Source organism: Glaciimonas soli, assembly GCF_009497155.1.
GTDB classification, from domain to species: Bacteria; Pseudomonadota; Gammaproteobacteria; order Burkholderiales; family Burkholderiaceae_D; genus Glaciimonas; species Glaciimonas soli.
Window position 1 is genome coordinate 79,545 of the sequence record NZ_WINI01000003.1, and the last position, 19,788, is coordinate 99,332.

Annotated in this window: 20 protein-coding genes and 1 tRNA gene; 3 read left to right on the plus strand and 18 right to left on the minus strand. The window is 47.7% G+C overall.

Annotated features, from left to right (window positions below):
• The first annotated feature begins 4 nt into the window (after positions 1 to 4).
• On the plus strand, positions 5 to 1,249 hold the full coding sequence (locus GEV47_RS06475; protein ID WP_153233930.1) for a mandelate racemase/muconate lactonizing enzyme family protein: 1,245 nt from the start codon (positions 5 to 7) through the stop codon (positions 1,247 to 1,249).
• Positions 1,246 to 2,868, plus strand: coding sequence for a GMC family oxidoreductase (locus GEV47_RS06480; protein WP_153233931.1), 1,623 nt, complete (start codon positions 1,246 to 1,248; stop codon positions 2,866 to 2,868). Before GEV47_RS06475 ends, GEV47_RS06480 begins: the two co-directional genes overlap by 4 nt.
• Before the next feature lie 99 nt (positions 2,869 to 2,967).
• Here the strand turns inward: GEV47_RS06480 and GEV47_RS06485 are convergent, their stop codons facing one another.
• From GEV47_RS06485 to petA, 8 genes are all read right to left on the minus strand, one after another.
• Positions 2,968 to 3,447 carry a helix-turn-helix domain-containing protein gene (locus GEV47_RS06485; protein ID WP_153233932.1) on the minus strand — a complete coding sequence of 160 codons (480 nt, stop codon included), beginning with the start codon at positions 3,445 to 3,447 and terminating at the stop codon, positions 2,968 to 2,970.
• Between the two features lie 129 nt (positions 3,448 to 3,576).
• Positions 3,577 to 4,128 (minus strand): DUF6622 family protein, encoded by a 552-nt coding sequence (locus GEV47_RS06490; RefSeq protein WP_153233933.1) that lies wholly within the window; start codon positions 4,126 to 4,128, stop codon positions 3,577 to 3,579.
• 482 nt (positions 4,129 to 4,610) lie between these two features.
• Positions 4,611 to 4,686 (minus strand) — tRNA-Thr (locus tag GEV47_RS06495).
• A gap of 26 nt (positions 4,687 to 4,712) precedes the next feature.
• Complete coding sequence (locus tag GEV47_RS06500; protein WP_153233934.1) at positions 4,713 to 5,252, minus strand: ClpXP protease specificity-enhancing factor; 540 nt, start codon at positions 5,250 to 5,252, stop codon at positions 4,713 to 4,715.
• Positions 5,253 to 5,436: 184 nt separating this feature from the next.
• Positions 5,437 to 6,048, minus strand: a complete 612-nt coding sequence (locus GEV47_RS06505; protein WP_153233935.1) for a glutathione S-transferase N-terminal domain-containing protein — start codon at positions 6,046 to 6,048, stop codon at positions 5,437 to 5,439.
• 159 nt (positions 6,049 to 6,207) lie between these two features.
• Positions 6,208 to 6,972, minus strand: coding sequence for a cytochrome c1 (locus GEV47_RS06510; RefSeq protein WP_153233936.1), 765 nt, complete (start codon positions 6,970 to 6,972; stop codon positions 6,208 to 6,210).
• A 16-nt stretch (positions 6,973 to 6,988) separates the two neighbouring features.
• Complete coding sequence (locus tag GEV47_RS06515; protein WP_322741591.1) at positions 6,989 to 8,455, minus strand: cytochrome b; 1,467 nt, start codon at positions 8,453 to 8,455, stop codon at positions 6,989 to 6,991.
• Positions 8,455 to 9,081, minus strand: a complete 627-nt coding sequence (gene petA / locus GEV47_RS06520) for a ubiquinol-cytochrome c reductase iron-sulfur subunit (protein ID WP_153233938.1) — start codon at positions 9,079 to 9,081, stop codon at positions 8,455 to 8,457. The genes GEV47_RS06515 and petA overlap by 1 nt, the downstream gene beginning before the upstream one ends.
• A 427-nt stretch (positions 9,082 to 9,508) precedes the next feature.
• Here petA and mscL point away from each other — a divergent pair, with 427 nt between their 5' ends.
• Entirely contained in the window at positions 9,509 to 9,925 is a 417-nt protein-coding gene (gene mscL, locus GEV47_RS06525) for a large conductance mechanosensitive channel protein MscL (protein WP_153233939.1), read from the plus strand.
• 70 nt (positions 9,926 to 9,995) lie between these two features.
• Here the strand turns inward: mscL and GEV47_RS06530 are convergent, their stop codons facing one another.
• The 10 genes from GEV47_RS06530 to GEV47_RS06575 form a co-directional block, all read right to left on the minus strand.
• The gene (locus GEV47_RS06530) at positions 9,996 to 11,171 is read right to left on the minus strand and encodes a phospholipase D-like domain-containing protein (protein WP_322741592.1); all 1,176 of its coding nucleotides are present in this window, start codon (positions 11,169 to 11,171) and stop codon (positions 9,996 to 9,998) included.
• 88 nt (positions 11,172 to 11,259) lie between these two features.
• Positions 11,260 to 12,117, minus strand: coding sequence for an endonuclease/exonuclease/phosphatase family protein (locus tag GEV47_RS06535; RefSeq protein ID WP_153233941.1), 858 nt, complete (start codon positions 12,115 to 12,117; stop codon positions 11,260 to 11,262).
• 19 nt (positions 12,118 to 12,136) lie between these two features.
• Positions 12,137 to 12,622: a dihydroneopterin triphosphate diphosphatase gene (gene nudB, locus GEV47_RS06540; RefSeq protein ID WP_153233942.1), complete on the minus strand. Its 486-nt coding sequence runs from the start codon at positions 12,620 to 12,622 to the stop codon at positions 12,137 to 12,139.
• Between the two features lie 119 nt (positions 12,623 to 12,741).
• Positions 12,742 to 14,547 carry an aspartate--tRNA ligase gene (aspS, locus tag GEV47_RS06545; RefSeq protein WP_153233943.1) on the minus strand — a complete coding sequence of 602 codons (1,806 nt, stop codon included), beginning with the start codon at positions 14,545 to 14,547 and terminating at the stop codon, positions 12,742 to 12,744.
• Between the two features lie 72 nt (positions 14,548 to 14,619).
• Positions 14,620 to 15,261 (minus strand): DUF502 domain-containing protein, encoded by a 642-nt coding sequence (locus tag GEV47_RS06550; RefSeq protein ID WP_153233944.1) that lies wholly within the window; start codon positions 15,259 to 15,261, stop codon positions 14,620 to 14,622.
• Positions 15,262 to 15,337: 76 nt separating this feature from the next.
• A complete protein-coding gene (locus GEV47_RS06555) occupies positions 15,338 to 15,691 on the minus strand; it encodes an FmdB family zinc ribbon protein (protein WP_153233945.1) in 354 nt (117 codons plus the stop codon).
• A gap of 94 nt (positions 15,692 to 15,785) precedes the next feature.
• Positions 15,786 to 16,862, minus strand: coding sequence for an ABC transporter substrate-binding protein (locus tag GEV47_RS06560; RefSeq protein ID WP_228124604.1), 1,077 nt, complete (start codon positions 16,860 to 16,862; stop codon positions 15,786 to 15,788).
• A 103-nt stretch (positions 16,863 to 16,965) separates the two neighbouring features.
• Positions 16,966 to 17,751, minus strand: coding sequence for an ABC transporter permease (locus GEV47_RS06565; RefSeq protein ID WP_153233946.1), 786 nt, complete (start codon positions 17,749 to 17,751; stop codon positions 16,966 to 16,968).
• Complete coding sequence (locus GEV47_RS06570; RefSeq protein ID WP_153233947.1) at positions 17,744 to 18,655, minus strand: ABC transporter permease; 912 nt, start codon at positions 18,653 to 18,655, stop codon at positions 17,744 to 17,746. Before GEV47_RS06570 ends, GEV47_RS06565 begins: the two co-directional genes overlap by 8 nt.
• Complete coding sequence (locus tag GEV47_RS06575) at positions 18,648 to 19,781, minus strand: ABC transporter ATP-binding protein (protein ID WP_153233948.1); 1,134 nt, start codon at positions 19,779 to 19,781, stop codon at positions 18,648 to 18,650. The genes GEV47_RS06570 and GEV47_RS06575 overlap by 8 nt, the downstream gene beginning before the upstream one ends.
• Positions 19,782 to 19,788 lie beyond the last annotated feature (7 nt).

Here is a 19,788-nt window from a genome sequence, read left to right on the forward strand (position 1 = left end):
AATCATGAAAATTGTTTCAATGCAGTCGCATATCGTTGCCGTTCCTCCACCTTACTTCGGCGGTATGTATTGGATATTTGTCACGATCAAAACCGATTGTGGAATTGAAGGCGTTGGAGAAATTTATGCGTCCACCTTCCATCCTAAAGCGATGGTACCTATGATTGAAGATGTGTTTGAGCGTCTTTTACAGGATCATGATCCGCATCATATTGAGCGTTTTTTCCGGCAAGCGTATTCGAGTGGATTTACGCAACGCCCGGATTTGAGCATGATGGGTATCGTCAGCGGATTTGAAATGGCATGCTGGGATATCATTGGCAAAGCTGCCAACAAACCCGTGTATGAACTCATCGGCGGCAAAGTCAATGAACGTCTGCGCACTTACACTTATCTTTATCCAAAAAACAGTAAAGGAGAATTCGATTACGATGATCCTGATCTCGCAGCAGAATGCGCTGCGGGTCTGATGAAGGAAGGCTTCACTGCAGTCAAATTTGATCCTGCAGGCCCTTACACCAGCTATTCCGGCCACCATTTGTCGTTGGAAGTGATGGATCAATGTGAAGAATTCTGCAGCAAAGTGCGCGCTGCCGTCGGCAATAAATGTGACATCCTATTCGGTACACATGGTCAAATGACTACCGCTTCCGCAGTACGCTTAGCCAAACGCTTAGAGAAATATGATCCTTTATGGTTTGAAGAACCTGTGCCGCCAGGATCATCCGACGCTATGGCGGGTGTCGCTGGCAAGACTAGTATTCCTATCGCTACCGGCGAACGCCTGACGACGAAATATGAATTTTATGATTTGCTAAAAAGCGGCGGCGCATCGATCTTGCAAATGAATCTGGGCCGTGTTGGCGGAATTTTGGAAGCCAAGAAAATTGCTGCAATTGCAGAAGTTTATTACGCGCAAATTGCACCGCATTTATATAACGGACCGGTTGGTGCTGCTGCCAGCATTCAGTTAGGCACTGCGACACCAAACTTTCTGATTCAAGAAAGTATCGGCCAATGGGACGGCTTCCACGGTGAAATTCTCAAGAAAAAAATCCAATGGGAAGATGGCTTTATCATTCCTTCGACTGAACCGGGTCTTGGCGTTGAGCTAAATATGGAGGTTGTCAAAGCCAATTCGCCCTACACCGGTAGCAAGATGCATATTTCTATGGACCCAAAGCCGTTTGACGTCAAAATGCAATCTTCCGATGCCTGGAAAAAGCGTTGGAGAGAAGAGTCGAAATGATAGCCAAACCTACCTACGACTTCATCATTGTTGGCGCCGGATCGGCCGGTTGCATTCTGGCCAATCGCTTAAGTGAATCTGGCCAGCACAGCGTCTTGCTATTGGAAGCCGGAGACAAGGACAATTCGTTCTGGCTCAAACTACCGGTTGGCTTCGCAAAAATGTATTACAACCCGCAATACAATTGGATGTATTACAGCGAGCCAGAAGAGCAAATGGCAGGCAGGAAATTGTATGCGCCTCGCGGTAAAGTCGTGGGCGGTTCCGGCAATATCAACGCCATGATTTATGTACGCGGTCAGCGCAGTGACTTCGATGACTGGGAAACTGCCGGCAATCCTGGCTGGGGCTACGACGACGTGCTGCCATATTTTAAAAAGCTGGAAACCCATCCGCTTGGCAACACCGAATATCACAACGCCAGTGGTCCAATTAATATCACGCCGATGAAGGATCAAGCGCATCCTATTTGTCAGGAATATCTGCAGGCATGCAGAGAAATGGGGTATTCCATTAATGAAGATTTCAACGGTGAACACTTTGAGGGTGCGGGTATTTATGACATCAATACCCGTAATGGAAAACGCGACTCCAGTGGATTTGCCTATCTGCATCCGGCATTACGTCGCCCTAATCTGACGCTGGAACATAACGCTTACGCTGAGCGGATTTTATTTGATGACGATAAGCGGGCAATCGGTGTCATTGTTAATCAAAATGGGACACGCCGTACCTTCATGGCAAACAAAGAAGTGGTGTTGTCTGCCGGTGCGGTCGACACACCCAAATTGCTGCAACTTTCTGGTGTTGCCGATACGACTCTGCTGGCGCAACATAACATCACGCCCGTGCACCACCTGCCAGCGGTCGGAAAAAATCTGCAAGATCATTTGTGCGCTTCTTTTTATTTCAAAGCAAATAAGAAAACCCTGAATGACGATCTGGGTTCTTTTTCCGGGCAAGTGAAAGCTGGCATTGAATACGTCTTCAAGCGAACCGGTCCTCTGGCATTGAGTGTCAATCAGGCGGGTGGTTTTTTTAAAGGCAGCGCCCAAGAGCAACATCCAAATATCCAGCTGTATTTCAATCCACTGTCGTACGAAATCCCGAAAAATCCAATGGCGAAATTGAAGCCAGATCCGTATTCCGGCTTCCTGTTATTTTTTAATACGTGCCGACCCACTAGTCGTGGGACGATTGAAATTGCCACGATCGATGCCACTGTTCCTGCCAAAATCAGGCCGAACTATCTGACTACGCAAAAAGATATTGATGAAGCGATTCAAGGTTGTAAATTAATTCGCAATCTGATCAAAGCACCGACTTTACAAAATCTGATTGCAGAAGAAGTCAAACCAGCGGCAAGTGTCACTGATGAAGCTAGCATGTTACATTTTTTTAGAGAGCAGGCTGGCTCGATTTATCATCTTTGCGGTTCGTGCGCGATGGGGCCAGATCCATCTACAGCGGTGGTATCAAACCAGCTCAAAGTGCATGGCCTGCAAGGTTTGCGCGTAATTGATGCATCGATTTTCCCGAATATCACATCGGGAAATATCAATGCTGCCACCATGATGGTGGCGGAAAAAGGCGCAGAAATGATACTGAAGGATTATTAATTTATTCCGGAAAACAAGCATAAAAAAAGCCTGGGGATTTTATATACCCAGGCTTTTTATTATTCACAATTCGCAAATGTTCTTGTGACAGGATCTGCCTTATAGCTTTCGTCCCAGTCTTTTCTCCACCTGCTTTTTTTCCCAGTCCGCACCAAAAAATGGAAAAAAATCGAATAGCGATGCAGCACGCAACAAAAGCCCAAGTCCCCATCCCAGCGCAGGCCATATCACCCAAAGTTGATGAGGTGAGCTCATATAGTTTACGACAGCCAGGAAACTGATGATCACGACATAAAGCAGTATGGACCGATAGAATTTTTTGAGCTGCCGTACGTGGTCAAGTGCAAGTGTTTCCTCGGCTGTTAAACCTTGGTTAAGATTGCTGTTCATTGTAGGCTCCGATTCGGAATACAAGGTTGAAAAGTCGACTTCAAAGACCGATGCCAGCGACCGCAGAGACTCCATACTCGCTCCCTGCCCCTGTTCGATTCTTTGAATAGTACGAACGCTGAGATCGCTTAACTCCGCAAGTTGTTGCTGCGACCATCCGCGCTGCAATCTCAGTTTTTGTATCAACATTTGAAACTCCTGTTATCACCCGGCCATCGTTTTTAGCATGCTTCACTTGCCCATCATGCCAGTTGCATGACATTAGCGTATCGACATGCAGAATACTAGCCCGGGCAGCAAGGAGCAAATATTTTATGCCTAAGAGTTCCATCTTGCAGCTCCCTCCGCAGCATGTGAAGATGTGGCCGCCGGTGCTGACGCTGCGCGCCAAGCCAGCAGAAATTGCGTCAACACGACTCCCCACAACAGGCCGCAAGATAACCCCACCAGTGCGCCATTGATTAGCACAAAGCGTGGATCGGCAACCAACGCCGCGTTGCGCGCCAAACTGATGGCCAGACTGAATTTGAGCAGAAATGAAAACAGGCTTACGATCAGCATCAGCCAGGTACCGGGCCGGTGGATTAATTGATTCTCGCGATCATAGTGAAAGCCCTCCATGCCAGCATACAGACGCCAACCCACAGTTGCGCCGAGCAGAAGCCCAGATGTGAGTGCGGTTAACATCGGCAGTGTGATTTCCGTCATGTGACTCAAACTGTAGGCAGTCCACAACGAGAATGCCAACGGCAGTAACAACAGACGCATAGTCGTCACTGTATTGGGATTGGTCGCCGCCAGTCCACGACTGACCAGCAAGGCCAGAATTCCCCAAACCCACAGCGGTGTTCCATGCAATATCGCGCTCATGATGCCACCTCGACCGCTTCAGTTGTTGTTACAGCATGGCCGTCGAAGACATAGCCCCACTTCGTGTTATCACTTAGGCTTACCAATCGTTGTTGCAAGCGCCGAGTCGACAATCTGAATTTTGCTATCTGCATTACAAGCTCCGGTTATGAGAAGAGGCTTGTAGTTTTGTGCAATACCCGCATTTTCGCCACGTCAAATGCACGACATTTGCACGACAGCACGTGCAAATCATGCGTCAACAAGGTGACAACCAGGGCTACGCTGGTGACAACACGATGTGATGTGTTAAAAATGACATGCTAAATGGAGATAAGCATTATCAAATAATGCATTTTTAAAATTGGCGTCCTTTCCGCATGCGCGAGAATGACGACGGTATTTTTCAAATCGATTATTCGAGATTACTTATAAAGGGCTAAAGAGATATAGACCAGAAATGGAAAAACCCTTCATAACTTTCGTTATGAAGGGTTTTGTATTGGTGCCCACTGCCGGAATCGAACTGGCCACCTGATGATTACAAGTCAACTGCTCTACCAAATGAGCTAAGTGGGCGTTACTGCGAAAGCCAGAATTATACTCTACTTAATTCTGGTTAGGGTAGGTTTTTTACCATTATTTTTTGGTGGTTCCGGATCTGTTTCAGAATCCGATGTATTTTCCTTCGTTTTCGGAACCGATGTCAGCGTTGGTACGACCGCAAAAACTGGTGTCGTGCTGTTTGAATTCGATTCATCTTTCTCAAACTGCAATTCTTTTTCCGAATCTTCATCTGACTCGGTTGATGCAATTGTCCCGGCTGATTTCGTTACTTCAAATGCCATTCCTTGACCATTCTCACGTGCATAGATGGCCATGACATTTTCTATCGGGACCGAAATCTCGCGAGAAACACCGCTAAAGCGCGCGTTGAAATTGACGAAATGATTATCCATTTTCAAGCCGCTAGTAGCGTCAAAACTAATATTCAGAACGATCTCGCCGTCCTTAACGAATTGTTGCGGAACGCGGGTATTCGCGTCGACTTGTGCCAACAGGTATGGCGTAAAGCCATTGTCTGTGCACCACTCGTAAATGGCGCGTAATAAATAGGGCTTGGTAGAGGCTATAGTTTCGGACATTATTGATATTTTACTTAGAACATAAGTAGATGTTGATGCTTGGAGCATATTTACTTCAATTAGTGTAGTCAAAAAAACTGTTTAGACTAGGCGTGATGACAACGCATAAACAGTTTTTTGACGACACTTAGCAAATATGCTTCAAGCGGCAATACAAAAGTGTATTGCCCCGATCGTTCGACAATTAACGACGCATCACTTTTTCAGACGGCGTCAACGCTTCGATGTAGGCTGGACGCGAGAAAATACGCTCTGCATATTTCATCAACGGCGCCGCTGTCTTCGACAGTTCGATACCGTAGTGATCCAAACGCCATAGCAGCGGTGCAATCGCTACATCCAACATCGAAAACTCATCGCCCAGCATATATTTGTTCTTCAAGAACAAAGGTGCCAAGGTAGTCAGACGATCACGAATTTCGTTGCGCGCATTTTGATGTGCTTTTTCTGCGCCCTTGTTCTTATCGTTCTCCAGAGTGTGAACGTGAATGAACAATTCTTTTTCAAAGTTGAACAACATCAAGCGAGCGCGAGCACGCATTAATGGATCAGCCGGCATTAACTGCGGATGTGGGAAACGCTCATCAATGTATTCATTGATAATGTTTGATTCGTACAAAATCAAATCGCGCTCAACCAAAATCGGCACTTGACCGTAGGGATTCATGGTCGAGATGTCTTCTGGTTTGTTAAACAGATCGACATCACGAATTTCGAAGTCCATGCCTTTTTCAAATAGAACCAGGCGGCAACGTTGAGAAAATGGACAGGTGGTACCTGAATAGAGAACCATCATTTTTATAGTTCCTTAAAAACAAAAGGGCGAGTACCAATATGGCTCACCCGAAAACGCATGTCGGCAGTGGTTAAACTGCGGACATGATTGAAAACAACTCCATGTCAGGATTGATGAGACTTGCCCTCACATGGCATGTTGACGAAGATTTTGAACCCTCTATTTTACATCTTTCCAGTACGACGCATTCAAACGCCATGCAAGAACGAAAAACAGACCGAGAAACAACAATACCCAAACGCCTAAACGCTTGCGGGTATTTTGGGCGGGTTCGCCCATCCACTCCAGATAAGAAACCAGATCCGCTACTGCAGTATCGTACTGAATAGCATTCATCGTTCCTGGAGTGATTTGCTGGAAACCAGCAAATTGATGTTCAATTTCGCCGCCTTCATGTGGATTTTTCACATCGACGAATTTGGCATCTTGAACACCTTGCAATTCCCACAACACGTGCGGCATACCGACGTTAGGGAATACCATATTATTCCATCCGGTTGGGCGGCTGTCATCCTTGTAGAATGTACGTAGATAGGTATATAACCAATCTCCGCCAGTACCCTGGTCCGACGACTTTGCGCGTGCAATCACAGATAAGTCCGGCGGCACTGTCCCGAACCATGCTTTGGCATCCTTCGGTGCCATCGCCACATGCATCAAATCGCCCACTTTATCGCTGGTAAACAACAAATTGGCTTTGATCTGATCGTCCGACAAGCCAATATCGCGTAGCCGGTTATAGCGCATGGCAGATGCCGAATGGCAATTCAGGCAGTAATTTACGAATAGTTTAGCGCCATTTTGCAAAGCCGACATGTCTTTGGTGCGGTCTGGCACTTTGTCGAGCGGAAAACCGCCTTCACTGGCAAAGGCCAACACCGGCAACAAAACTAGCGCCGCAATCAATTTTTTGAGTATTGTCATCTTATTTGTCCTCGGCTTAGTGCGGATGATAAGTAACGCGGTCGGGTACTTGCTTGAAAGTACCGGCCGCACTCCACCAAGGCATCAACAAGAAGAAACCAAAGTAAATAAAAGTACATACTTTCGAGATGATATTACCCACCGCTGATGGTGGCTGCACACCAAAATAGCCCAAGAACACGAAAGCAATCCCAAACAGGATATAAATGTATTTATGCCAGCTTGGACGATAGCGCATCGATTTGACTTTAGAGTGATCGAGCCATGGCAAACCTGCCAGTATCATTACTGATACGCCCATCATGACGACACCGAAGAACTTGGCGTCGAAACCGGCCAAAAACTTAGGGAATGTGACATTTAGATTCAGTAAGTTCGCAACCGATGGGAAAATTCCCATCGCAACTGAAATCAACACAGCGATGATTACGACAGCAAATTTAATCTTGTGCGACAGTCCTGTCTTAAACCAAATCAGCGCAGCATAAGCAAATATCCCCGCTATCAACCAAATCATGAAGTCTGCCGTCACAGCACGCAAAATCGAATAGTACGGTGTGAAATACCAGACCGGTGCAATATGCGGCGGCGTTTTCAGTGAGTCAGCAGGAATAAAATTGTTGTATTCAAGGAAATAACCGCCCATTTCCGGGCCAAAGAATACGACGGCGCTGAACACGATCAGGAACACTGCAACAGCCATGATGTCATGCACAGTGTAATAAGGATGGAAAGGAATACCGTCTAATGGCACGCCTTGCGCATCAACATTATCTTTGATTTCAATCCCGTCAGGATTATTCGAGCCCACTTCATGCAAGGCAATGATGTGCGCCACAACCAAACCGATCAACACCAGCGGAATCGCAATCACGTGGAAGGAGAAGAAGCGGTTCAAAGTCGCATCAGAAACCACATAATCACCACGTATCCACAATGACAGATCAGGACCAATGAAAGGAATCGCGCCAAACAGGTTGACGATCACTTGCGCGCCCCAATACGACATTTGGCCCCATGGCAGCAAATACCCCATGAACGCTTCGCCCATCAGACACAAGAAAATGCCGACACCGAATAACCAGACCAATTCACGCGGCTTGCGATACGAACCATATAACAGGCCGCGCACCATGTGCAAATACACCACAATGAAAAATGCCGATGCACCGGTCGAATGCATATAACGCACCAGCCAGCCCCAAGGCACATCGCGCATGATGTATTCAACCGATGCAAACGCTAAGGTCGCATCCGGTTTGTAATGCATCACGAGGAAAATCCCGGTCACGATCTGAATCACCAGCACTAATAGCGCCAACGAACCAAATGCGTACCAGAAGTTGAAATTTTTTGGAGCGTAGTACTCGGAAAGATGGGCTTTCCAAGTGGATGTTACGGGAAAGCGTGCGTCTACCCAATTCAGCGCTTTATCTGCAATCGGTGCATCTGCCGGCAGTTTTTTTTCTTGGAATGACATGATTACGCGTCGCCTTTCTCATCTTTACCAATAACTATCTTGGTATCAGATAAATACATATAGCGTGGTACATCGAGATTGTTTGGCGCTGGCTTGTTCTTAAATACACGACCGGCCAAATCAAATGTAGAACCGTGGCAAGGACATAAGAAACCGCCGTCCCAATTATCGGGCAAGGAAGGCTGTGGGCCCGGGGTAAATTTTTGCGATGGGGAACAGCCCAGATGCGGGCAAATCCCCACAACTACCAGATTTGCCTCATGGCCGGCATGACCGCGATTATTCGCTGCATTCTTGCAATAATCGGGCAAATCCATCGTGTAGGGCTTGAGCGACTCTGGGTCGGCGACTTCTGAGGCAGTTTCTTTAAGTGTAGCTAATTGCTCTGGTGTGCGTTTCAGTACCCATACTGGCTTACCACGCCACTCATAGACCTGCATCTCACCCGGTTTAATCCCGGAAATATCAATTTCCACCGGTGCCCCAGCGGCTTTTGCCCGCTCGGACGGCTGGAAAGTGGAAACAAACGCACCTGCTGTTGCTAACCCAGCGACTCCACCCACCGCGCATGTAGCGACGAGTAAACCGCGCCGAGCTGGATCGACCTGCTTTTCGATACTCTCACTCATACCCACCCCAATCAGTCAAAATTTGAAATGTTAGGACTCACTCACCCTTACACCAAGCAGCCCCGACCATTGTCTTGTCCATCCTGCACAAAAAAATTTCAAAGTTGACTATACATACCCAGGACTAGTAAACAAAAAAGGGCTATAACCGTCGCAGCTTTGTATTAATTTTAATTTGCACGGAACTTCTAGCAACCGTGGATTATAGCTAAGCTCACGCTTGATTTAAAGAAAATAGATACTTTGCCATATAAATGTGCTGAAAATATAATCTTTATAGAAGAAATTTAGCGCCAATTAAAATGTCGTAATGCAGCATTTTCTGCAATGCAAGGAAGCAGACAAGTCTCGCTATTTTTCTCTGAGTCAAGATAGAATGCACTTCTAGCCCTACCCAATCCCAATCTCAACTAAAAGAGGAAGCACCATGAGCATGCTGGAAGAATTTAAAACCTTTGCCGTCAAAGGAAATGTGGTTGATCTTGCTGTCGGTATCATTATTGGCGGCGCCTTTGGCAAAATTGTCGATTCCTTGGTGCAAGATTTGGTGATGCCATTGGTCAGCAAAGTTTTAGGCGGTCTCGACTTTTCGAGCTATTACCTGCCTTTGAATGGCCAAGCCACCGGACTAGCGTTGGCGGAAGCGAAAAAAGCTGGCGCAGTCTTTGCCTATGGTAATTTTTTAACCGTCGCACTCAATTTTATAATTTTGGCTTTCATTATTTTTCAAATGGTGCGCCTGGTTAACAAGGTGCGTGGAGAGGCTCCACCAGCTCCGCCAGCCGCCGATCCGGCTGATGTTGTACTGCTACGCGAAATTCGTGATGCGCTGAAAAACAAGTAATCTGAAATTTGTCCAAATAGATGCAGGATGGGTAAGCTTAACGATACCCATCCATCCATTTTTTCCTCGCTTACTTACGATTTCCCATCGTAATCACGCGCATCGCAAACCTGTAAATAAAAAAAGCCGCGCCGTAATACAAGCGCTGGCGCCACGGCGTATTGATAAATTTTTCTGGCTGTATCTCCACACCGTCATTGATTCCAGCTTCAATTCTTTGCCTCAGCACATTCGCAAATTCGGCATCGCGAATCACGACATTGGCTTCTTGATTCACCAGCAAACTCAAGCCATCATAATTACTTGATCCCACCGTCGCCCATTTTGCGTCAATGACTGCTACCTTCGCATGCAACGCGGTTTTACGATATTCCACAATCTTGATGCCGGCCTTTAGCAATTTCGGATAATACGATTTCGTCACCGCATCCTGCAAACTATAGTGCCCGACACCCAGCAACAACGTCACCTTCACGCCGCGCTGCGCTGCGGAGACCATGGCCTGACGTAATTTTCGTCCCGGCGCGAAATAGGGACTCGTCATCAAAGCACTATTACGCGCATGCCCCAACGCCTGCATGTATGCACGCTGTATTGTGCGGCGATTGCGGAAGTTATCGCGAATCACCAAACCGGCCAATACTGGTCCGCGACCAGTGCGCACGCGTGCCTTCGTGTGAGTCTGATAAGTATCCTTAAACACATGCCAGCGCGCGAGCAATTTAAATTTGCCCATACGCACCCATTGCGATTCCAGTTCCGTATGTATTCGTCCTACCAATGGTCCGCTAACGCGTACGCTGAAATCCCAGCGTGGCGCAATCAACGGCAATCGCTTCGCATCATCGGTAAACATATCGTCAATAATATTAATCCCGCCGACAAAAGCGATGGACTTGTCCACTACACATATCTTGCGATGGGTGCGCACTACGCCACGGATAAACCAGGGATTAAAAACACGATGCGAGATGGCGGTATTGTGAAACTCCTGCTTCAAAAATGCCGTATGTTCACGACCAGTGCCTAACCAATCAGTGATCACACGGACAGTAACACCGCGTGCTGCTGCACGCTTCAACGCTTGCAGCACTTGCATCGCAGTGGCGTCGGCTGCAAAAATATAGGTTTCCAAATAGACTTCGTCACTCGCCCCATCAATCGCCTCAATCAGTGCGGGGAAATACGCCGCCCCGCTTTGTAACAGGTCAATTTGATTATTTGCGATAAAGCTGACTGGACGCACCATAAGGATAGGCAGAGTGAATGAGGGTTAAACGACTGTGAGGCTGCACTTATGGTGCGCAGCCTGGCGGCGTAAAAACTGCAAGACTTCAAGACTTCAATTCCAACATCGCCACTATCGGTGCATGATCAGATAATTTTGCCCACGCAGGACCGTGTAAAACCTCTGCCGATTCTACCGTAAAGCCGCGCGTATAAATACGATCCAAGCGTAGCCACGGCAGCATCGCCGGAAAAGTTCGGGCTGGCTTGATACTCAACTTCAAACTCGCTTTGATATTCGCAGCCAATCCCGACAATACCCCAGGCACTGTACGTGACTCTGGATTGGTTATTGTATTCATATAATCGGCGATGCTCGGCTTGGATAAATTCTCGTCAAAAATCTCAGTAACGTGCAAGCGCGCGCACAACATCTCGCTGAGGCGATTTCCCCAGTCATTAAAATCACCGGCAATAATCACTGGCGCGTCAGGCGGCGCGGAACTACGTACAGCCTCAATCAAGGCCGCCGTTTGGCGCTTGCGCCCGCCGCCAAACAAACCCAGGTGAACCACATAACAATGGATATCACCTTTTGGTGTTTGCAATACACAGTGCAAAATGCCCCTGGCCTCATAGGCGTGATCAGAGACATCCTGATTACGCGACGAACCAATGGGGAAACGGCTCAATAAAGCATTCCCGTGATGGCCGTGATCGTACACTGCGTTCATGCCATAAGCAGCATGATGCGAATCTCCTGCAAGAAAGTCTTGTTGCGATTGCTCCGGCCAATGTGCCGTATGCCGCGCAGCATGCAGATCATGGCGCCCTTGCACCTCTTGCAAAAAAAAGACATCTGCCTCCATCTGCGTCAATGCCTGTTTTAACGCATGCACCCGCGGACGACTACCAAACGACGAGACGCCTTTATGGATGTTGTAGGTGGCAATGCGTATTTTCATGATGCGTATTTTCAATCATTTATGACTCTGGAGTTTTCACACTAACACCCGTCACACGCTGTGGCAATTGCAAAATAGCTTCCGCATTCGACGCCGAAAAACAAAGGTCAGCCGCCGCACGATAAGGCAACCAACGATATTGCACATGTTCACGCGGGGATAGAACGACAGGCGTATTCTGCGGCACTAACAAACTAAATACATGCTCCGTATTTTTGGTCACGCCCGGTGCGTAGCGATGACGCCAGACTGGATAAATGACATAGATATTTTCCAAATGCCAGTCGTCTAAGTTTGCGCATGGAACGGTGTCAGTGTCGCCAACAACAATGCCGGTCTCCTCGCTCACTTCGCGTATCGCAGTTTGCTGCAACGGTTCATCTAATGCATCTTTGGAACCTGTTACCGATTGCCAAAACCCCGGCTTATCGGCACGCTCTATCATCAACACTTGCAAGTCGCTGGTATGAATGATGACTAAAACGGATTCGGGAATTTTATACATGGTTTAACTGAGCAAGGTTCACTAAACAAAAACGACTTCCCAACTATACCGCGTCCAATAAAAAAGCGCGGCAAAACTGCGCCGCGCTTTTTATTTAAAGAACACCTTCTGACGATGTCTTACGAAACAACTTTCGCTTCAGGCAAACGCAAACGAATGTGCAATTCTTTCAATTGTTTTTCATCTACTTCTGATGGCGCTTGTGTCAACAGACATTGTGCACGTTGTGTTTTCGGGAAAGCGATCACGTCGCGTATTGACTCGGCACCCGCCATCATCGTTACGATACGATCCAGACCGAATGCCAAACCACCGTGCGGTGGCGCGCCGTACTGCAACGCATCCAGCAAGAAACCAAATTTCAATTGCGCTTCTTCTGCACCGATATTCAATGCACGGAACACTTTGCTTTGTACATCTGCCTTGTGAATACGAATCGAACCACCGCCCAATTCCCAACCATTCAATACCATGTCATAGGCTTTGGCGATGCACTTGCCTGGATCCGTTTCCAGATAGTCTTCATGACCATCTTTTGGCGCAGTGAACGGATGGTGGCAGGCATTCCAGCGGCCGCTCTCTTCATCATGTTCAAACATCGGGAAGTCAATTACCCATAGCGGACGCCATGTATCTTCGAACAGGCCTGCTTTTTTACCGAATTCACTATGACCAATCTTCACGCGCAATGCACCAATTGCGTCGTTGACGACCTTGGCTTTATCCGCACCAAAGAAAATCAAGTCGCCATCTTGTGCGCCAGTTTGCTCAAGAATTTTCGTCAATGCAGCGTCGTGCAAATTCTTGACGATAGGTGATTGCAAACCATCGCGGCCTTGCGCTTTTTCGTTCACCTTGATGTAGGCCAGACCACGCGCGCCATAGATTGCGACGAACTGGGTGTAAGCATCGATTTCCGAACGTGGCATCGCACCGCCACCTGGTACGCGCAAGCCGACTACGCGGCCATTTTCCATATTAGCGGCGCCAGAGAACACTTTAAAGTCGACATCTTTCATGACTTCGGTCAAATCGGTGAATTCCATTTTGACACGCATGTCTGGTTTGTCCGAACCATATAAAGCCATCGCATGCGCGTATTCCATCACTGGGAATGGATTTGGCAAGTCGACGCCCAGGGCATTTTTAAATACCAGACGTATCATGTCTTCAAACATGTCGCGAATTTCTTGCTCTGACAAGAACGAAGTTTCGCAATCGATCTGCGTAAATTCTGGCTGACGATCGGCACGCAAATCTTCATCACGGAAGCATTTAACGATTTGGTAGTAGCGGTCAAAGTTAGACACCATCAACAATTGTTTAAACAATTGTGGCGACTGTGGCAGCGCGAAGAATTGACCAGAGTTAACACGTGACGGCACCAGATAATCGCGCGCACCTTCAGGCGTTGATTTAGTCAACATCGGTGTTTCGATATCGATAAAGCCGAGTCCATCAAGATACTTACGCACTTCCATCGTTACCTTGTAACGCAAACGCAAATTGTTTTGCATTTGTGGGCGACGCAAATCCAGAACGCGATGTGTCAAACGCGTGGTTTCCGACAGATTGTCATCATCCAATTGGAACGGTGGTGTCACCGATGGATTCAACACTTCCAGTTCTTGCGCCAACACTTCAATCTTGCCTGAATTCAGATTGTTGTTGATCGTACCTTCTGGGCGACTACGCACCAAGCCTGTGATCCGCAAGCAAAATTCATTACGTACTGCCTCAGCATTTTTGAACACATCGACTTGATCAGGATCGCACACGATCTGAACCAAACCTTCACGGTCACGCAAGTCGATAAAAATCACGCCGCCATGATCACGACGACGATGTACCCAGCCGCACAGACTAACAGTTTGACCGAGTAGCGCCTCTGTGGTGAGGCCGCAATATTGAGTACGCATGGACATAATTATTTTCCGAATTTCAAGTTTAATAGCTAATTTTAATAGTTGAGTTTCAATACATTTGATGACGCATGATCATGCCTGGTCATGCTTCTTGGCGATACTCGCCATCAATTTTTTATCCATATGCTCGGGTGGCGCTACCACTCCCATCGACACAATATATTTCAGTGCTTCATCGACACTCATATTCAGTTCTATCGTATCGGCACGCGGCACCATCAGAAAAAAGCCCGATGTCGGATTCGGCGTAGTCGGCACATATAAGCTGACAAATTCACCTTGCAAATGATTCTTTACATCGCCACCAGGAATGCCGGTGAGAAACGCGATCGTCCATGAACCTTTACGAGGATACTCCACTAACAACGCTTTCCGAAATGCGTTCCCGGAAGACGAAAACAACGTATCCGACACTTGTTTCACGCTGGAGTAAATGGAATTAACCACCGGAATCCGCGTCAACACCGCTTCCCATACGTTCACCACCTGCCGGCCAATGAAATTGTGCGCGGCCAATCCAACCAGGAAAATGATCAACAGGGTCAAAATCGTGCCTAGACCAGGAATATCAAAGCCAATCAAGCTTTTTGGCCGCCAATGCTCCGGCAACAACAACAAAGACTGATCCATCGTGCCTATGATCAGATTAAGCACCCATAGCGTTATCGCCAAAGGAACCAACACCAATAAACCTGTGATGAAATATTTACGCATAGCTTACTTCTCGGTTGAACAAAATGCGTTAGCCAAATTCACGGCAGGATGCTTACCTATCAGCTCAGCAACCAGCTTAGATGGATGCTGTGGATGCTGTGGATGCTGCTGGTGCGCTGGTCGTGCTTGCGACAGGTTTAACGGCATCTGCCACAGGCGCTGAAACAGCCGGAGATGGCGCAGTTACTGCTGCACCAGCTACACTCGCAGCATCTGTCGATGGCGCAGCTGCTCCTGTTGCACCCGCACCATTACGGAAATCCGTCACATACCAACCGTTGCCTTTTAATTGAAAACCGGCTGCTGTAACCTGCTTTTTAAACGATTCTTGGTGGCATGAAGGGCATTCCGTCAATGGCGCATCCGACATCTTTTGCAGCGCATCTTTAGCGAAACCGCACGCTTCACAACGATAGGCATAAATTGGCATGAAAAACTCCGGAGAAAATCCTACAAAACCCTGAATTATAAAGGTTTTTTGGGTAGAGGCATCGCCGGGTTGCCAGCAACTGCCCCTTACTCTCTTACCGTGCCCGGATTTCTGTCCAAATGCGATTCATTGTACGACGCTGCTTGCTAGTCAAATCCTTCAGCATTTCCAATTTAGTAAGTTCTACTTTATCCGGGAAAATTGCTGCATTTTTGGCAATTTCCGGTTTAATGAAAGGCATCGCCGCAGCATTCGGGCTACCGGTTCCAGTTAAATTGGTCAGTTCGGCAGCATTTTTTCCATCCAGCATGAAATTCATGAACTTCAATGCCAAGTCCGGTCTCGGTGCATCTTTGTGTATCACCATGCTATCCAGTGCCAGTACGGCACCTTCTTTTGGCAAAGAAGCAAGAATATGGAATTTGCGACCAGCTTTTTGCGCATCGACATTCGCCTGGAAAATATCGCTGGAATATCCATGTACCACCCAGATATTCCCGATCGTTAGTTCTTTGATATAACTACTGCCATTAAATGCCGCCCAATAAGGTTTGGCCTTCAAAATAACAGCCTTCGCTTCTAACCAATGCTTTTCATCGGTGTCATTTGCGGAATAACCCAGATATTTCAGCGCTGCAGCCATCAACTCATTGGCAGAATCGAGTACCGTTACCTTGCCTTTGATCTTGGCCAGAATCGCGGGATCAAAAATAGTCGCCCAGCTATTGACGGGAATTCCCAGCTCTTTGATTTTTTGATCGTTATAACCAATCAGCGTGATGCTGTATGCGTACGGTACTGAATATTGATTACCTTTATCGAATTCGGTATTCAGATACGCAGGATTGACGTTTTTAAAGTTAGTCAATTGCGCCTTATCCAACGGCTTCAAAGCATTTTGTTTAATCAATGCATCCAACGCATTCCCGGTCGGCACAATGATGTCGTAACCTTTGGCGCCGGCGGCCAGCTTAGCCAGCATTTCTTCATTGTCGCCGTAATAGGTTTGTATCAATTTGCACTTACAGAATGCCTCGAAACGCTGCGCAGTTTCTGGAGCAAGGTAATTATTCCAGTTGTATAAATGCAGTTCATCTGCCGCCTGAACAGAAAAACTAGCAGCCAACGATGATGCCAATAGCAATGTAGCAGCGAAGATTTTTTTCATCATTTACCTTCAAAATTAATTAAGTATGTTCAAAAAGCTGCTTAGACTAGACGCATCGACGCAGACAGTACAACTGCAACAACGTATAAACAGTTTTTGGACATCCTTAAGAGGATCGAAATACGTTAGGGGCCAGCTTCGAAGCAACAATAATCAGGAACAACGTCAATCCCATCAACAAGGTCGACACCGCATTCACTTCCGGCGTCACCGCTATCTTGATCATCGAATAAATCTGTAACGGCAAGGTCGATGCATTCGCGCCTGCAGTAAAGAACGTGATCACAAAATCGTCAATCGACAAGGTGAACGCCATCAACGCACCCGCCAATACGCCCGGCATAATCAATGGCAAGGTCACCAGCCGAAACGCTTGCAGCGGCGTTGCGCCACAATCACGTGCCGCTTCGGTCAGACTTTCATCCATTCCTGCCAAACGCGAACGCACCACAATTGCGACAAAGCCAATGCAGAAAGCGATGTGCGCCAGCGCGATGGAAACCAGGCCTAAAGTGATGTTCAACATAATGAAGAAAATCAGCAAGGACACGCCAACCAGAATTTCCGGAATCGCAATCGGCGTCAACACCAGCAACGGCAACACTTTCAGTTTATAACGATGCATGGCAAAACCCGCCATCGTGCCTAACAAGGTAGCCGCCGTACTCGCCACCAAGGCGATCACCAACGAATTTCCTGCGGCTTGCAACATCTCGTCATCATTAAACAATTTGCGATACCAATCGAGTGTGAAGCCAACCCATTCCGCATTCAATTGTGAATTATTGAAAGAGTAAACCACCACCACAATTAATGGCACATATAAGAATGCGTAAACCGCCAGCGACACCGCCCACAGAGCGAGCGTGGTTTTCTTAAACGGCTTATTCATTAACGTCCCTCTTCGGCTTAGCCACTAACACCGCCAGACCAGCCACCAACAACGCTGCAATCGTCAATACGATAGATAACACGCTACCAAACGGCCAATCGCGGGTTTCCAAAAACTGCTGCTTGATCACATTTCCTATCATCACGCTACTGGTGCCGCCCAAAATATCGGATACTGCAAAAATCCCCAGCGCCGGGATAAACACCAGCGCCGCACCGGCATACACACCCGGTAATGACAGCGGAAAAGTAATACGCCAAAAGCGCTGCCAGGCAGGCGCACCTAAATCCTGTGCGGCATCCAGCAAAGCGGGATCGTGTTTCTCCAGATTCGCATACAGCGGCAAGACCATAAACGGCAGATGAACATAGACCAGGCCGACAATCACCGCAAAAGTGGAAAACAGCAAGGTAACGGGCTGCATGCCCATCATCCCCAGTACGTAATTAAGTGCCTTAGTTAAACCCGATTGCGGTCCCAAAATAATCATCCAGGCGTAAACCCGAATCAGGAAATTACTCCAAAACGGCAAGATCACTAACAGTATTAACAAGTCACGATATTTTTTCGAACTCCGCGCAATCAGCAGCGCCAACGGATAAGCCATCAGCAAACAACACAGCGTCGTCACCAGCGCATACGTCAACGATTTCAAAAAAATCGCTGTGTAAATAAAATCCGAAGCAAAGCGTGTGTAATTATCAAACGTCAGATCGAGTTTGCCGGTCTCATCAAACACCGGCGCTAAACCGCCGTAATCGCCGGCATTGCGGAACGATGCAAACACCATGATCAAACAGGGGATCGCAAAGAACACTAACAAATACAGTAACGGTGGCCCGCTGATCAGCCATTTGGCCAAACGGCCACGGCGAGTTTGCGAAAGTTGTGCCGAATTACTCATGCGCTAACTCTTGTCCCGGTTCTTGAGTCGGCTCTTGCGCCGACTCATACAAAAAATAGCCTGCATCAAACGTCCAGGCCACATCCACTGTATCGCCGACTTCAAAGAACTTGGCGCGCCCGGCAGCCGAATTGGCCAACAATGCTTCGATCAGTGTGCCGCCTTCCGTTTCAACGATGTAAACCGTCACATCACCCAAATACAGCAACTCTTTGACGTAACCTTTGAAATGATTCTCTGCGCTATAGGCCTGAACTTGCGCACTGATGGAAATTTTTTCTGGACGCAATGTCAGTGTTCCTTTGCGTCCCACACTGGCGCCCTGCGGCAATGCCGTGATGACCTGCCCCAAACCTGGCACATCTAGCTTCATGGTCTTTTCAGCAATGCTGGCAATTGCGCCATCAAACAAATTACAGGTGCCGATAAAGTCGGCTACAAAGCGCGTAGTCGGATAGCTGTAAATACGATCCGGCTCATCAAGCTGCTCCACTTTGCCGCGATTCATCACCGCAATCCGATGCGACAAGGCCAAGGCCTCACCTTGATCATGCGTGACATACACGAAAGTGATGCCTACTTCTTTTTGCAAATTGATCAATTCAATTTGCATCTGCTCACGCAGTTTGGCATCCATCGCCGACAACGGCTCGTCCAGCAACAGCAATTTGGGACGCGAAACCAGCGCCCGTGCCACTGCCACCCGTTGTCGCTGACCACCGGACAATTCGTGCGGATAGCGCGCACCAAAACCAGTCAAGCGAACGTCTTCCAACGCTTCGGCCACTTTTGCTTTAATGCTGGCAGGGGATTCTTTTGCCATCTTGAGCGGGAACGCAATATTCGCGGCCACCGTCATGTGAGGAAACAAGGCGTAATTCTGAAATACCGTACACACTGGCCGCTGCTCAGGCGGAATGCCGACTAAATCAACGCCGTCTAATAATATCTGCCCGGCATCGGGTAAATCGAAGCCAGCAATCATCCGCAACAGCGTCGTCTTGCCGCATCCAGAAGGGCCAAGCAGAGTAAAAAATTCACCAGCCTTGATCGACAGGCTAATATTATCAACAGCGGTAAAGTCACCGAAGCGGCGACTCACATCACGGATTTCGAGCAAGGCCATGTGGCGG